Annotated in this window: 15 protein-coding genes; 5 read left to right on the top strand and 10 right to left on the bottom strand. The window is 56.7% G+C overall.

What is annotated here, in order from left to right:
- The first annotated feature begins 1 nt into the window (after position 1).
- Positions 2 to 2827: an excinuclease ABC subunit UvrA gene (gene uvrA, locus NNN71_RS02810; protein ID WP_163447534.1), complete on the top strand. Its 2826-nt coding sequence runs from the start codon at positions 2 to 4 to the stop codon at positions 2825 to 2827.
- On the opposite strand, the gene NNN71_RS02805 is transcribed toward uvrA, so the two are convergent.
- The 5 genes from NNN71_RS02805 to dnaB all read right to left on the bottom strand — a co-directional run bounded on the left by NNN71_RS02805 (position 2828) and on the right by dnaB (position 8180).
- Entirely contained in the window at positions 2828 to 3181 is a 354-nt protein-coding gene (locus tag NNN71_RS02805) for an MmcQ/YjbR family DNA-binding protein (RefSeq protein WP_065357794.1), read from the bottom strand. It lies immediately after the preceding gene.
- 223 nt (positions 3182 to 3404) lie between these two features.
- The gene (gene aphA, locus NNN71_RS02800) at positions 3405 to 4118 is read right to left on the bottom strand and encodes an acid phosphatase AphA (protein WP_064546671.1); all 714 of its coding nucleotides are present in this window, start codon (positions 4116 to 4118) and stop codon (positions 3405 to 3407) included.
- 199 nt (positions 4119 to 4317) lie between these two features.
- Positions 4318 to 5511, bottom strand: coding sequence for an aromatic amino acid transaminase (gene tyrB / locus NNN71_RS02795; RefSeq protein WP_163447535.1), 1194 nt, complete (start codon positions 5509 to 5511; stop codon positions 4318 to 4320).
- Positions 5512 to 5647: 136 nt separating this feature from the next.
- Positions 5648 to 6727, bottom strand: a complete 1080-nt coding sequence (gene alr / locus NNN71_RS02790) for an alanine racemase (RefSeq protein ID WP_223803483.1) — start codon at positions 6725 to 6727, stop codon at positions 5648 to 5650.
- A 37-nt stretch (positions 6728 to 6764) separates the two neighbouring features.
- Complete coding sequence (gene dnaB, locus NNN71_RS02785) at positions 6765 to 8180, bottom strand: replicative DNA helicase (protein ID WP_064546665.1); 1416 nt, start codon at positions 8178 to 8180, stop codon at positions 6765 to 6767.
- A gap of 66 nt (positions 8181 to 8246) precedes the next feature.
- Between dnaB and NNN71_RS02780 the strand changes: the two genes are divergently transcribed.
- On the top strand, positions 8247 to 9230 hold the full coding sequence (locus tag NNN71_RS02780; RefSeq protein ID WP_271457827.1) for a quinone oxidoreductase: 984 nt from the start codon (positions 8247 to 8249) through the stop codon (positions 9228 to 9230).
- Between the two features lie 172 nt (positions 9231 to 9402).
- Here the strand turns inward: NNN71_RS02780 and pspG are convergent, their stop codons facing one another.
- Positions 9403 to 9642: an envelope stress response protein PspG gene (gene pspG, locus NNN71_RS02775; RefSeq protein WP_163447538.1), complete on the bottom strand. Its 240-nt coding sequence runs from the start codon at positions 9640 to 9642 to the stop codon at positions 9403 to 9405.
- Positions 9643 to 9784: 142 nt separating this feature from the next.
- The gene (gene dusA, locus NNN71_RS02770) at positions 9785 to 10783 is read right to left on the bottom strand and encodes a tRNA dihydrouridine(20/20a) synthase DusA (RefSeq protein WP_249022467.1); all 999 of its coding nucleotides are present in this window, start codon (positions 10781 to 10783) and stop codon (positions 9785 to 9787) included.
- Positions 10784 to 10884: 101 nt separating this feature from the next.
- On the opposite strand from dusA, the gene NNN71_RS02765 reads away from it, so the two are divergent.
- Positions 10885 to 11184: a type II toxin-antitoxin system HicA family toxin gene (locus tag NNN71_RS02765; RefSeq protein ID WP_271457826.1), complete on the top strand. Its 300-nt coding sequence runs from the start codon at positions 10885 to 10887 to the stop codon at positions 11182 to 11184.
- Positions 11181 to 11516: a type II toxin-antitoxin system HicB family antitoxin gene (locus tag NNN71_RS02760; protein ID WP_223803487.1), complete on the top strand. Its 336-nt coding sequence runs from the start codon at positions 11181 to 11183 to the stop codon at positions 11514 to 11516. The genes NNN71_RS02765 and NNN71_RS02760 overlap by 4 nt, the downstream gene beginning before the upstream one ends.
- 50 nt (positions 11517 to 11566) lie before the next feature.
- On the opposite strand, the gene NNN71_RS02755 is transcribed toward NNN71_RS02760, so the two are convergent.
- Positions 11567 to 12814 (bottom strand): conjugal transfer protein TraF, encoded by a 1248-nt coding sequence (locus tag NNN71_RS02755; protein ID WP_271457825.1) that lies wholly within the window; start codon positions 12812 to 12814, stop codon positions 11567 to 11569.
- Positions 12815 to 12986: 172 nt separating this feature from the next.
- Positions 12987 to 13475: a cupin domain-containing protein gene (locus tag NNN71_RS02750; protein ID WP_064546654.1), complete on the bottom strand. Its 489-nt coding sequence runs from the start codon at positions 13473 to 13475 to the stop codon at positions 12987 to 12989.
- 125 nt (positions 13476 to 13600) lie between these two features.
- Here NNN71_RS02750 and zur point away from each other — a divergent pair, with 125 nt between their 5' ends.
- Positions 13601 to 14116, top strand: a complete 516-nt coding sequence (zur, locus tag NNN71_RS02745) for a zinc uptake transcriptional repressor Zur (RefSeq protein WP_163447542.1) — start codon at positions 13601 to 13603, stop codon at positions 14114 to 14116.
- A gap of 53 nt (positions 14117 to 14169) precedes the next feature.
- On the opposite strand, the gene NNN71_RS02740 is transcribed toward zur, so the two are convergent.
- On the bottom strand, positions 14170 to 14379 hold the full coding sequence (locus tag NNN71_RS02740) for a CsbD family protein (protein ID WP_064546650.1): 210 nt from the start codon (positions 14377 to 14379) through the stop codon (positions 14170 to 14172).
- Positions 14380 to 14389 lie beyond the last annotated feature (10 nt).

The raw sequence follows: 14389 nt of genomic DNA, 5'->3' as shown, positions 1-14389 counted from the left end.
AATGGATAAGATCGAAGTTCGGGGCGCCCGCACCCATAATCTCAAAAACATCAACCTCGTCATCCCTCGCGACAAACTGATCGTCGTGACCGGGCTGTCCGGGTCTGGCAAATCCTCACTGGCATTCGACACCCTCTACGCCGAGGGACAGCGCCGCTACGTAGAATCACTTTCTGCCTACGCGCGCCAGTTCCTGTCGTTGATGGAAAAGCCGGACGTCGATCATATTGAAGGGCTGTCGCCGGCGATTTCTATTGAGCAGAAGTCGACCTCGCACAACCCGCGTTCAACGGTAGGCACCATCACCGAAATTCACGACTACCTGCGCCTGCTGTATGCGCGCGTCGGCGAGCCGCGCTGCCCGGATCACGACGTGCCGCTGGCAGCGCAAACCGTCAGCCAGATGGTGGATAACGTGCTGTCGCAGCCGGAAGGCAAACGCCTGATGCTGCTGGCCCCGATCATTAAAGAGCGTAAGGGCGAGCACACCAAAACCCTGGAGAACCTGGCAAGCCAGGGCTATATCCGCGCGCGCATCGACGGCGAGGTTTGCGACCTCTCCGATCCGCCGAAGCTCGAGCTGCAAAAGAAACACACCATTGAAGTGGTGATTGACCGCTTCAAGGTACGCGACGATCTCGCCCAGCGCCTGGCGGAGTCTTTTGAAACCGCGCTGGAGCTTTCCGGCGGTACGGCGGTGGTCGCCGATATGGATGACCCGAAAGCGGAAGAGCTGCTGTTCTCCGCCAACTTCGCCTGCCCGATTTGCGGCTACAGCATGCGCGAGTTGGAACCACGCCTGTTCTCCTTCAACAACCCGGCGGGCGCCTGCCCAACCTGTGACGGTCTGGGCGTACAGCAGTACTTCGACCCGGACCGCGTCATCCAGAACCCGGAGCTGTCGCTGGCCGGCGGCGCGATTCGCGGCTGGGATCGTCGTAACTTCTACTACTTCCAGATGCTGAAATCGCTGGCCGACCACTACGAATTCGACGTGGAAGCGCCGTGGCAAAGCCTGAGCGCCACCGCGCAGAAAGCCATTCTCTACGGTTCCGGCAAAGAGTCGATTGAATTCAAATACATCAACGATCGCGGCGATACTTCCGTGCGCCGCCATCCGTTCGAAGGCGTGCTGCACAACATGGAGCGCCGCTATAAAGAGACAGAATCCAGCGCGGTGCGCGAAGAGCTGGCAAAATTCATCAGCAACCGTCCGTGCGCCAGCTGTAACGGGACCCGTCTGCGTCGCGAAGCGCGCCACGTCTATGTAGAAAACACGCCGCTGCCGACCATCTCCGACATGAGCATCGGCCATGCGATGGACTTCTTCAATAACCTGAAGCTCTCCGGCCAGCGGGCAAAAATCGCTGAAAAAGTGCTGAAAGAGATTGGCGATCGCCTGAAGTTCCTCGTGAACGTTGGCCTTAACTACCTGACGCTCTCCCGTTCCGCAGAAACCCTCTCCGGCGGTGAAGCCCAGCGTATCCGTCTGGCGAGCCAGATTGGCGCGGGGCTGGTGGGCGTGATGTACGTGCTTGATGAGCCGTCCATCGGCCTGCACCAGCGCGATAACGAACGCCTGCTTGGCACTCTGATTCACCTGCGTAACCTCGGTAACACGGTGATCGTGGTCGAACACGATGAAGACGCGATTCGCGCCGCCGACCACGTCATCGACATTGGCCCAGGCGCCGGTGTCCACGGCGGTCAGGTGGTGGCCGAAGGCACGCTTGACGACATTATGGCGGTGCCAGAGTCGTTGACCGGCCAATTCATGAGCGGCAAACGCAAAATCGAAGTGCCGAAACAACGCGTTCCGGCTAATCCGGAAAAAGTGCTGAAGCTGACGGGGGCATCAGGCAACAACCTGAAAGACGTGACCCTGACGCTGCCGGTGGGTCTGTTTACCTGCATCACCGGCGTCTCCGGTTCCGGTAAATCAACGCTGATTAACGATACGCTGTTCCCGATTGCCCAGACGCAGCTGAATGGCGCGACTATCGCTGAACCGGCACCGTACCGCGACGTCCAGGGGCTTGAGCATTTCGATAAGGTCATCGACATCGACCAGAGCCCGATTGGCCGCACGCCGCGTTCCAACCCGGCCACCTACACCGGCGTGTTTACGCCGGTACGTGAACTGTTTGCCGGCGTGCCGGAATCCCGCTCGCGCGGCTATACGCCGGGCCGTTTCAGCTTTAACGTCCGTGGCGGGCGCTGCGAAGCCTGTCAGGGCGATGGCGTGATCAAAGTGGAAATGCACTTCCTGCCGGATATCTACGTGCCGTGCGACCAGTGCAAAGGCAAACGCTATAACCGCGAAACGCTGGAGATTAAGTACAAGGGCAAGACCATCCACGAAGTGCTGGATATGACCATTGAAGAGGCGCGTGAGTTCTTCGATGCCGTGCCGGCGCTGGCGCGTAAGCTGCAAACCCTGATGGACGTGGGCCTGACCTACATTCGTCTCGGCCAGTCGGCAACCACCCTCTCCGGCGGTGAGGCCCAGCGCGTGAAGCTGGCGCGCGAGCTATCAAAACGTGGTACCGGTCAGACGCTCTATATTCTCGACGAGCCGACCACCGGCCTGCACTTTGCCGACATCCAGCAGCTGCTGGAAGTGCTGCATCAGCTGCGCGACCAGGGCAACACCATCGTGGTGATTGAACACAACCTGGACGTCATTAAGACCGCGGACTGGATTGTCGATCTCGGTCCGGAAGGCGGCAGCGGCGGCGGTGAAATCCTCGTTTCCGGTACGCCGGAGACGGTGGCGAACTGCGAAGCCTCACATACTGCGCGCTTCCTGAAACCGCTGTTGCAGTAATTACGAGTACATCTGCTGCCGGACGGCTTCCGGCAGCAGATCCACCGCCAGCTGATAGGACGCGTCCACCAGATAGTAAATTTGCGAATTCGGCAACGAGCCGTCGAGATAAACGGTGCTCCAGTGCGCTTTGTTGAGATGACGACTTGGGCGCACGTCTTTATGCTGCTGGCGCAGCAGTTCTGCCAGTTCGGGGCTGGTTTTCAGCGCCACCGCCGGGCGGTCTTCCACATCCTTTACCATTGCAAAAAGCACATCAGCGACTTTAATCTGCGTCGCTTTCCAGTCACTGTGCACGCTCTGTTCCGCGCCACGTTTAGCCATGCAGTACAGCAGAAGATCCGAACTGGTCATTGTTATACCCCTTAGTCTCGCGAGCCACCTTGTGCAGAAAAGCATCATCTCAGTGTGCAACAAGACGCCGAAAGGATAAACCTCTCAGCGCCTGATTTTGACTAAAAAAGCATCATTTATTGGTGCGAATGGTAGGCCGGATAAGCGAAGCGCCATCCGGCAGCATAGAGCAGATTGCCGGATGGCGGCGTAAACGCTTTATCTGGCCTATAACGGTTTGCCGTTAGTACTCGGAGTTAACGATCACTTCTTCGTTAAACGCACCGGCCTGCGGTAGCGGGCGGTATGTCGAGTTAGACGCGCGCAGGACGCGGATACCACGGGCGCCTACTTCACGCGCGGCGGTGATGTCGTTATCGGAATCACCGTAGAACACCCTGATATTCTTCTCTTTTAGCCATTGGGTCTTGGTGTTCTGGCCCGGTTGGTCGCCAGCAAAAATCACCGGATTCATGTTAACGCCCGGGATCAGGAAATCATCCTGCAGCGTTTTCGACACGGTTTCGGTTTTAGTCTGGCTGCGACCGGTCACGAAGTAAATGCTGTCGCCGCGCTTAACGTGCATGGCAATCAGCGAACGAGCGACCTCTTTCGGGATGCTGAATGCGTCCCAGCCGTTGTTCATTTTTTCCCAGAACTCTGGGTTTTTCAGGTAATCCTGGCTGTCCGGGGAGTAGGTTCTTTGCCCACGCCAGAAGCCAGGGCTTGAGAACAGCACGGTGTCATCGATATCAAAACCGACCGCCATTGGCGGATGCCCCATCAGGCTATTTTCAATCTGCGCCACGGAGACCCAGTGAATCGGCGCCTGTTCGGCCAGCTTCGCAACATCGGTTCCGGGGTAAAGTGGAGAAGGCGACGACGCATGGGCCGTCACCGTAGAATTCAGTGCAAATAACAAGCAGACGGCACTGAGAGCTTGCGTGATCTTGCGCATATTTTCCCTTAATTCGTCGAGTCGTTATTGTAATAAAGTGGGCGGTACTTCAAAGAAAGCCACTGGCGACCTTACCGTCTGAGGGGTACGAATGAAAGGGATTTCTAAGATTAATCCTGAAAAAACCAGGGGGATCACACTTTGCGTTGAAGAGTGACTCTGGCCCGGAATCGGCCTCCAGACCAGAGTGAGTGCTCGCTTACATTACAGCAGCAAAGGCTTTTGCCACGCGCTGAACATTGCGACTGTTCAGCCCTGCCGCACACATACGACCGCTGGCTATCAGGTAAACGCCAAACTCGTCGCGCAGGCGATCAACCTGTGCAGCGCTCAGGCCGGTGTAGCTAAACATCCCGCGCTGTTTGAGCAGATAATCGAAATTGCCGTCTGGCATCTCTTCTTTCAGCACATTCACCAGCGCATGACGCATCTCCAGAATACGCATACGCATCCCTTCGACTTCCGCCAGCCACATCGCCTTCAGCTCAGCATCGCCGAGGACTGCCGCCACAATCTGCGCGCCAAAGTTTGGCGGGCTGGAGTAGTTACGACGTACCGTCGCCTTCAACTGACCCAGCACGCGCAGCGCGGTTTCATTATCTTCACAGATAATCGACAGACCGCCGACACGTTCGCCGTACAGAGAGAAGATTTTGGAGAATGAGTTGCTGACCAGCGCGGGCAGGCCTGCGTCGGCAATCGCGCGGATCGCATAGGCGTCTTCTTCCATGCCTGCGCCAAAGCCCTGGTAGGCAATGTCGAGGAACGGAATCAGGTCGCGCGCTTTCAGCACCTCAACCACGCCGTCCCACTGGGCATTCGTCAGATCGGCACCCGTTGGGTTATGGCAGCACGGGTGCAACAGCACGATGCTGCGCGCCGGCAGCGTGTTCAGTTTCTCCAGCAGCGCTGCGTAACGCACGCCGTTGGTTTCGCTATCGAACCATGGATAGGTGTCGACGGTGAAACCTGCGCCTTCAAAGATCGCAATATGGTTTTCCCAGGTCGGGTCGCTGACCCAGACGCCGGAATCCGGGAAGTAGCGCTTGAGGAAATCCGCGCCCACTTTCAGCGCGCCGGAGCCGCCAAGCGTTTGAATGGTGGCCACGCGCTGCTGCTGGAGAACCGGGTGGTCCGCGCCAAACAGCAGCGGCGCCACGGTATGACGGTAGCTGTTCAGCCCTTCCATCGGCAGGTACAACGACGCGCCGTGCGGCTGCGCATTAAAGCGCGCTTCCGCTTCAGCGACCGATTTCAGCTGTGGAACAATGCCGTTTTCGTCATAGAACAGGCCGATGCTGAGGTTTACTTTGTCGCTGCGCGGATCTTCTTTGAAACGTTCCATTAATGAAAGAATGGGGTCGCCCGCATAGGCGTCAACTTTTTGAAACACGCGATGGTTCTCCGGGTTTACAGAAGGCAGGAAATAACACAATAAACCGGATGGGAAGGAAGGTCGAGCGGTTGTTGCGGTTGGTGAAAAGATTGCCGGATGGCGGGGTAAACACCTTATCCGGCACGCTACAGGCTTAATCGATATACTTCATCGCCACCCGCGAGGTCAGGCGCGTAATAAGTTCGTAAGCACTTACTTTCGTAATTTCCGCGATGCGTTCCACCGGCAGACCTTCGCCCCACAGAATGACCGTATCACCGGTTTTGTCCTGTGCCTGCGGGCCTAAATCGACGCAGATCATGTCCATCGCCACGCGGCCAACAATCGGCACTTCGCGGCCATTCACCAACACCGGCGTACCGGACGGCGCGGCTCGCGGGTAGCCGTCACCGTAGCCCATCGCCACCACGCCCAGACGGGTATCGCGTTCGCTGACCCAGGTGCCGCCATAGCCAACCGGCTCACCCGCTTTGTGTTCGCGCACGGCAATCAGGCTGGAAGTGAGCGACATAACCGGCTGCATGCCGAAATCCGGCCCCCACGGTTTCTGCTCCAGCGGCGATACGCCGTAGAGGATAATGCCGGGGCGCGCCCAGTCGAAATGCGACTGCGGCCACAGCAGAATGCCGCCCGACGCTGCGATAGAGCGCAACCCCGGCTTGCCTTCGGTAAAGGTGGTAAAAATATCCAGCTGTCGCTCGGTGGCGCCACAGTCCGGCTCATCGGCGCGGGCAAAGTGGCTGACAATGTTCACCGGCTGGCGGACGTTTTTGCAGGCGCTCAGGCGCTGATAGAAGGCTTCCGCCTGTTCCGGGCGCACGCCCAGGCGGTGCATGCCGGTATCGAGCTTCATCCAGACGGTCACCGGCTCGCTCAACACGGCGGTTTCCAGCGCTTCAAGCTGTTCGATGTTATGCACGGCAGTGTGCAGGTGCTGCCCGGCAATCGTCGGTAGGTCAGTCGCGTTGAAGAAGCCTTCCAGTAGCAGGATCGGCTGAGTAATGCCGCCCTCACGCAGGCGCAGCGCCTCTTCAAGACGGGCAACGCCAAAAGCATCGGCGTCGGGGAGCGTTCGCGCGGTCTCGAGGAGGCCGTGTCCGTAAGCGTTCGCTTTCACCACCGCAACCAGCTTGCTGGCAGGCGCCAGTTCACGCAGACGTTGCAGGTTGTGTCGCAGAGCGCGGCGGTTAATGACTACAGTTGCCGCTTGCATTTGTGTTCCTTGATAAGTGTTTGCTTAATCGATGTTGTTATTCGTCGTCGTACTGCGGGCCCGCGTAATTATCGAAGCGCGACCATTGACCGTTAAACGTCAGGCGCACCGTGCCGATTGGGCCGTTACGCTGTTTACCGATAATGATCTCGGCGATGCCTTTTAAGTCACTGTTCTCGTGATAAACCTCATCACGGTAGATGAACATGATTAAGTCGGCATCCTGCTCGATGGAGCCGGATTCACGCAGGTCGGAGTTGACCGGACGTTTATCCGCACGCTGTTCCAGAGAGCGGTTAAGCTGCGAGAGCGCCACCACCGGCACGTGCAGCTCTTTGGCTAATGCTTTGAGAGAGCGGGAAATTTCGGCAATTTCCAGCGTACGGTTATCAGAGAGCGACGGCACGCGCATCAGTTGGAGGTAGTCGATCATGATAAGGCCAATGCCGCCGTGTTCACGGGCAATACGGCGCGCGCGGGAGCGCACTTCCGTCGGCGTCAGGCCGGAGGAGTCATCAATGTAGATGTTTCGTTTTTCCAGCAGAATTCCCATGGTGCCGGAGATGCGCGCCCAGTCTTCGTCGTCGAGCTGGCCGGTACGGATGCGGGTCTGGTCCACGCGCGACAGCGACGCCAGGGAACGCATCATAATCTGTTCGGATGGCATCTCGAGACTGAAGATCAGAACCGGTTTATCCTGCAACATCGCCGCGTTTTCGACGAGGTTCATCGCAAATGTCGTTTTACCCATCGACGGACGCGCAGCGACGATAATCAGATCCGACGGCTGGAGACCGGCGGTTTTCTTGTTGAGATCGTCATAGCCGGTATTCACACCGGTCACACCGTCGTGCGGCTGCTGGAACAATTGCTCGATACGCGCGACGGTGGCGTCGAGCACTTCAGTAATGTTTTTCGGGCCTTCGTCTTTATTCGCGCGGCTTTCGGCGATTTTAAAGACGCGGGACTCCGCGAGATCCAGCAGGTCTTCGCTGGTACGCCCCTGCGGATCGAAACCCGCTTCGGCGATTTCGTTGGCCACGGCGATCATTTCGCGGACAACGGCACGTTCGCGCACGATATCGGCATAGGCGCTGATATTCGCCGCACTTGGCGTGTTTTTTGACAGTTCTGCCAGATAGGCGAATCCGCCCACGCTGTCCAGTTGCCCCTGCCGCTCCAGCGATTCCGCGAGCGTAATCAGGTCAATTGGGCTGCCGCCCTCCTGCAAACGCCCCATCTCCGTAAAGATATGGCGGTGCGGGCGGGTATAAAAATCTTCTGCGACAACGCGCTCGGCGACATCGTCCCAGCGCTCGTTATCCAGCATCAAACCGCCCAACACCGATTGTTCCGCTTCAATCGAGTGCGGCGGTACTTTCAGCCCGTCTACCTGAAAATCGCGGACGCGAGGTTCGGCTTGCGGTTTGTTGAAGGGTTTATTTGCTGCCATAGTGAATGGTATTACCGAGATAAAGAGTGGGTCGAAAGATTACCACATAATTGTTCAGGAGGAAGCATGGCAACCCGTATTGAGTTTAGCAAACATGGCGGCCCGGAAGTGCTGAACGCCGTCGAATTCACCCCCAATGCACCTGCCGAGAACGAAGTGCAGGTGGAAAACAAAGCGATTGGCATCAACTACATCGATACCTACATCCGCAGCGGACTCTACCCGCCGCCGTCGCTGCCAAGCGGCCTGGGCACCGAAGCCGCGGGCGTGGTCAGGCAGGTAGGCAGCAACGTTAAACACGTTAAAGCGGGCGATCGCGTGGTGTATGCGCAGTCCGGCCTTGGCGCTTACAGCTCGGTGCACAACGTCGCGGCGGATAAAGTGGCCCTGCTCCCGGCGGCTATCTCCTTTGAGCAGGCCGCCGCCTCCTTCCTCAAGGGGTTAACCGTCTACTATCTGCTGCGCAAAACCTACGAAATCAAACCCGGCGAACCGTTCCTGTTCCACGCGGCAGCGGGCGGCGTAGGGCTGATTGCCTGCCAGTGGGCCAAGGCGCTGGGAGCCAAACTTATTGGCACCGTCGGCAGCGCGGAAAAAGCGCAGCGCGCGTTACAGGCGGGCGCATGGCAGGTGATTAACTACCGCGAAGAGAACATCGCCGAACGGGTGAAAGAGATAACCGGCGGGAAAAAGCTGCCGGTGGTGTACGATTCGGTAGGCAAAGATACCTGGGAAGCGTCGCTGGACTGCCTGCAACGTCGTGGGCTGATGGTGAGCTTCGGCAACTCGTCCGGGCCGGTGACCGGCGTCAATCTGGGGATCCTCAACCAGAAAGGCTCCCTGTTTGTTACGCGCCCTTCCCTCTACGGCTATATCACTACCTACGACGAGCTGAAAGAGGCCAGCCACGAGCTGTTCTCGCTGATCGCCAGCGGCATTATCAAGGTGGACGTCGCGGAGAGTCAGAAGTATCCGCTGAAGGAGGCGCGTCGCGCGCATGAGATTCTGGAGAGCCGGGCTACGCAGGGTTCAAGCCTGCTGATTCCATAACGTTCCGGTCGCACAAAAGACTAGGGCTTCCCGTAGGAAGCCCTTTCTTTTTTTAGTTCGGCTGTATGTAGGGTACAGCTCGATGAATTCGTTATCGGCGGCAATAGTGACAGATTTATTACGCGAATCCTACGGAGATTTATGCAAAATTATTGAGGTTGTGACACACCCCTCAATACCTCCGGTAATTGCCGCGGTACGGCGGATTTTTTGGCGCATTAATCGCCCGGATGATCCACACCGCCGCCACCGCCAGGATAAGCCAGGGCAGTAGTTTAAGCATAATAGCAAACAGGCCACCGACGAACATCAATACCGTCGCCACCACCAGCGCGGCGATAATGCCGAGCAGGGAAATCCCCGTCACCAACAGCATCACGAAAAATCCAATCACAAATAACAGTTCCAGCATGGTTGCTCTCTCCCGGAAATCACTTTTTCTCTGAGCAGACTATTACAAGAAACGTGCCAAAGTTAACTTATTGATTATCAATAAAAACGCCCCGCTACAATGAGCGAGGCGTGGTGAATTTGACCAGGTTTTAGCGAAATAATTAGCGCTTATCGGCCACCAGCTTGAGCGCGTGCTCCAGCACGTTGATATCAGCACCCGCCTTATGGGCGTTTTCACTCAGGTAGCGACGCCACTGGCGCGCTCCTGGAATGCCCTGAAACAGCCCCAGCATATGGCGGGTGATATGGCCCAGATAAGTGCCGTTGCTCAGCTCGCGCTCGATGTACGGGTACATTGCCCGCACCACCGCCACCGGGTCGGCATCCACGTCGGTAGCGCCAAAGATCTCGCGATCCACGGAGGCCAGAATGCCCGGGTTCTGATAGGCTTCACGGCCCACCATCACGCCATCCATATGTTGCAAATGCCCTTTCGCTTCTTCCAGTGATTTAATGCCGCCGTTGATGGACATCGTCAGATGCGGGAAGTCTTTTTTCAGTTGATAAACGCGCGGATAGTCCAGCGGTGGGATTTCGCGGTTCTCTTTCGGGCTCAGGCCAGAGAGCCAGGCTTTGCGGGCGTGGATAATAAACATCTCGCACTCGCCGCGGCCGGACACCGTATTGATGAAATCGCAGAGGAATTCGTAGCTGTCCTGGTCGTCAATACCGATACGGGTTTTGACCGTGACCGGGATAGAGACCACGTCACGCATCGCCTTTACGCAATCAGCCACCAGCTGGGCATTGCCCATCAGGCAGGCGCCAAACATGCCGTTCTGTACGCGATCCGACGGACAACCGACGTTAAGGTTGATTTCATCGTAGCCGCGCTCCTGCGCCAGCTTCGCGCAGTGCGCCAGCGCCGCCGGGTCGCTGCCACCCAGCTGCAATGCCACCGGATGCTCTTCTTCGCTATACGCCAGGTAGTCGCCCTTGCCGTGAATAATCGCCCCGGTCGTGACCATTTCGGTATACAGCAGCGTGTGCTGAGACAGCAGTCGCAGGAAGTAGCGACAGTGCCTGTCGGTCCAGTCGAGCATCGGCGCGATGGAGAAACGGTGAGCGGCAAAAGCGGGAGTCGAAGATTCTGACAGCATGGCGATTATTTAAGCATCCGAAAAAAGGGCGGCCACTATAGCACAGACAAAGAGGGGATACGATCCACCTTGCCGTGATATCAAAAAATGATATCATCACCTTGTCCGGTGGCCAACATGACAAAGGATTAATTGGCAGGAAATCACTTAATGCCAGGCACCAAAAAACGTTACGGATGATCTTCTCAATGCCCACACCAGCCACGCTGGAGTGGCGAAAAATTGAAGCATTATTTATTGCTTTAGGTGCAAAAGTTTCAGAAGGACAGGGATCCCGGGTACGATTCGAAATCAATCAGGTGGTGGCCTCGTTCCATCGCCCTCATCCTGACAAGGAAGCCAAGGTTTATCAGGTTCGCGATGCAATGGCATTTCTTATCGCAGTAGGAGTGACTCCATGATGAATACCATGACGTATAAAGGCTATGCCGCAAAAATCGATTACAGTGACGAAGACATGTGCTTTATCGGTCGCGTTGCGGGGATCAGAGATGTCATTGGTTTCCACGCCGATAACGTAGCAGATCTGCGTAAAGCCTTCGAAGAAGCGGTGGATGATTATATTGCTTACTGCAAAGAGCAAGGGCGTGAACCCTTACGTCCGGCCAGTGGCAAAATCAGCCTGCGCATCTCTCCCGAAGTGCATTCGGCCATCAATATCGCCGCAGAAGTTTCTGGCAAGAGCGTCAATCAGTGGATTAACGATACGCTTTCCAGAGCAGCCCACGGTTAGCCGATGTAGGCCTGATACGCGCAGCGCCATCAGGCCTACAAGGTCGTTGGTTAGAACATGACGCTCAACTGCGCCCCTGCGCCCCAGGTTTGGTCTTCGCCGTACAGCCCCATCAGGTCGACGTGCACCCGGTTAAAGGGCGCAAAGCCGACGCCGCCGGTAAAGACGTTGCTGTCGTTGTTTTTTACATCAGCGCGGTAACCCGCGCGCACCGCCAGCCAGTCCAGCGGACGTACTTCCGCGCCAACGCCGACGTACTGCGACGTATCTTCACTTTTAAAGCCCTTGGTTTCCGTCAAATCACCATCGGCGCTTAAGGTCACAAGATCGGTATGCCAGGCTACGCCTGCGGTCACCAGCGGGCGAATCTGATACGTATCACGAACGCCAGCCACCTCTTTGGTGTCGATATCGCGCGAGAAGAGGTTTTGTCCGCTTAAGCCCACCGTCCAGTTATCACCAAAATCAGCGGCCACCCCGGCGTCAACGTTAAAGCCGGTATCATCGTTGCGATAGCGGCTGCTGTTGATGTCGTCGCTGCTGAAGTTGTAGATCGACACGGTGTAGTTATAGAGCCAGGTTTGCTGCAGTTTTGGCGTCACGCCCAGCGAAACCGGCACACCGCCGAGGTCGAACTGACGGGCAATCGCCACACCATAGTCGGACACGATAGCCGCACGGCCATAGCCCTGAGACTTTAAATCCTGCGGATTGACGCCAATCGCACTTAACGGCACCGCTTCAACGCCACGCAGCAGGTTGATATCCCCCTGATCGATATAGGAGCTGACCCGCGCTCTGGCGCTGGCTTTGGTGACGAAAGCAACGTCCAGCACATCGTTTGGAATGCTGATCGCCAACCCCGCACCGGCTTTAGCGTTCGCCGTCTTGCCCTTTAACGAGGAGAGCTGATCCGCCAAATCCCCCGCCGCGACCGAAACTTGCCGGGATGCCGCGCTATTGGGATTGAGAAGATCGACGGGATTCATCGTGCGCAGCACCCGCCGATAGTTGTTAACATCATCGCTGATATCGTCGATTTTGTTGCGCAGGTCGTCCTTATCGGAGATCTGCGCGCCAATTGACGGCACAATCAGCGTGATATCGTCATCCGGTTTTGCCTTTGCCAGTAGCGCCGGGTTAATTAACACGCCGCTGCCATAGTTCGCAGAGGCCACGCCCGTGCCGCCCATCGCGTCGTTACGGGCTTCCGACCAACCATTTGCCGCCCCTGCCTGTCCCGCAACAAAAAAGGAGACAGCCACCCCCATCAGCGAAAATTTGTCTTTTTTATTCACAGTATGCTCGTCTTATTGTCTGTAATGAAACAACCCTCCACCCGTTATCACCTGGATGGAGACGAACTGTTGCTGTGAATAGCGAGGGAAAAAGCGTCTTGTTCCCTTAACTGAAATTTTCTTCGGTTATCGTTATTTTTAATAAGCGCTCTAATCTTTATAGAAGAAGAGGCTAATTTCGCCCAGGTTTTCCATCGTGCGGGCCAAAAAACTGCGGCGGATGGTCCACCCAGCGATCGTCGCGCGTGACGGCATACGAGGCATTTAGCGGGTAGTAAATCCGGTTGTGTTTCTTATTGGCTTCCCCCACCACCAGCAGCCGGACCTCTTCTGACGTATTGTTGATAAAGGTATGGCAAACGCCGGTTCCTGCCGGAAAGCCCACGCTGTCGCCGGGTTCCAGCTTCCACAGATAGCCGTTAATCCACGCCTGCGGATAACCTTCCAGCACGTAGATAAACTCCTCTTCGTCGCTCTCGGCATGCGGATAGGAAGTGCGTCGGCCTGGCGGCAAGCGCTCGTGGTGAATACCAAGATGTCTCAGCCCCAGCGCACGAGCCAGCGGCGCGCCGATGGAGAAGCGCTCATCGCTGTCGGGATAGGTAGAGTCATCGGGTCCTTCAACATCGTGCCAATGGCGAATACAGTCGGGTCTTTTCATCATTTTTCATCCTGAGTGTGAAGTGCACCTGCTATAACACAGCTATAGCACACCTGTGGAAACTCGGCGTTTCCGGCATAACATGGTAAAGTAGGGGTTTATTTCCCCGTAACCTGAGGACGCCAATGGATAAGACCACCACGCAAGAACTGTTAGCGCAAGCTGAAAAGCTGTGCGCGCAACGCGGCGTGCGCCTGACTCCGCAACGTCTCGAAGTGTTGCGCCTGATGAGTCTGCAGGAAGGGGCAATCAGCGCCTATGACCTGCTGGATCTGCTGCGCGAGAAAGAGCCGCAGGCCAAGCCGCCGACCGTCTACCGCGCGCTGGAGTTTCTGCTTGAGCAGGGCTTCGTGCACAAGGTCGAGTCCGCTAACAGCTACGTGCTGTGCCACCTGTTCGATCAGCCGACCCACACCTCCGCAATGTTTATCTGCGATCGCTGCGGCGTGGTGAAAGAAGAGTGTGCGGAAGGCGTTGAGGACATCATGCATACGCTGGCAGCAAAGATGGGCTTTGCGCTGCGCCACAACGTCATTGAAGCGCACGGGCTGTGTTCCGCCTGCGTGGAAGTTGAAGCCTGTCGCGCGCATGAACATTGCCATCACGACCATACGATTCATATTAAAAAGAAATCCCGCTAACGCGGGATTGATGGGGAGCGTACCTCCTTGTACGCATGGGCAGGAGGAGTGCGTTACCAGCGGTGATTGTGCCGTTTATCCCAGCTATCCACCTCTTTTTCCGCCTGATCTTTTGCGTATCCATAACGTTCCTGGATTTTACCGACCAGCTGATCGCGTTTACCTTCGATCACCGTGATGTCATCATCGGTCAGTTTGCCCCATTGCTCTTTCACTTTACCTTTAAGCTGCTTCCAGTTACCGCCGACTTCGTCTTTATTCATCATTGAATCC

Source organism: Kluyvera sp. Awk 3, from assembly GCF_028069715.1.
GTDB lineage: Bacteria > Pseudomonadota > Gammaproteobacteria > Enterobacterales > Enterobacteriaceae > Kluyvera > Kluyvera georgiana_A.
The sequence above is the reverse complement of the archived record's forward strand: the minus strand, read 5'-3'. Positions and strand labels throughout refer to the sequence as shown.

Bases quoted from the DNA above. Each gene is read 5' to 3' on its own strand.
- zur (WP_163447542.1), top strand. From the start codon at position 13,601: ATGGATAAGACCACCACGCAAGAACTGTTAGCGCAAGCTGAAAAGCTG.
- alr (WP_223803483.1), bottom strand. From the start codon at position 6,727: ATGCAAGCGGCAACTGTAGTCATTAACCGCCGCGCTCTGCGACACAAC.
- dusA (WP_249022467.1), bottom strand. From the start codon at position 10,783: ATGCTGTCAGAATCTTCGACTCCCGCTTTTGCCGCTCACCGTTTCTCC.
- aphA (WP_064546671.1), bottom strand. From the start codon at position 4,118: ATGCGCAAGATCACGCAAGCTCTCAGTGCCGTCTGCTTGTTATTTGCA.
- NNN71_RS02760 (WP_223803487.1), top strand. From the start codon at position 11,181: ATGATGAATACCATGACGTATAAAGGCTATGCCGCAAAAATCGATTAC.
- uvrA (WP_163447534.1), top strand. From the start codon at position 2: ATGGATAAGATCGAAGTTCGGGGCGCCCGCACCCATAATCTCAAAAAC.
- NNN71_RS02780 (WP_271457827.1), top strand. From the start codon at position 8,247: ATGGCAACCCGTATTGAGTTTAGCAAACATGGCGGCCCGGAAGTGCTG.
- NNN71_RS02740 (WP_064546650.1), bottom strand. From the start codon at position 14,379: ATGAATAAAGACGAAGTCGGCGGTAACTGGAAGCAGCTTAAAGGTAAA.
- pspG (WP_163447538.1), bottom strand. From the start codon at position 9,642: ATGCTGGAACTGTTATTTGTGATTGGATTTTTCGTGATGCTGTTGGTG.
- NNN71_RS02750 (WP_064546654.1), bottom strand. From the start codon at position 13,475: ATGAAAAGACCCGACTGTATTCGCCATTGGCACGATGTTGAAGGACCC.
- dnaB (WP_064546665.1), bottom strand. From the start codon at position 8,180: ATGGCAGCAAATAAACCCTTCAACAAACCGCAAGCCGAACCTCGCGTC.
- NNN71_RS02805 (WP_065357794.1), bottom strand. From the start codon at position 3,181: ATGACCAGTTCGGATCTTCTGCTGTACTGCATGGCTAAACGTGGCGCG.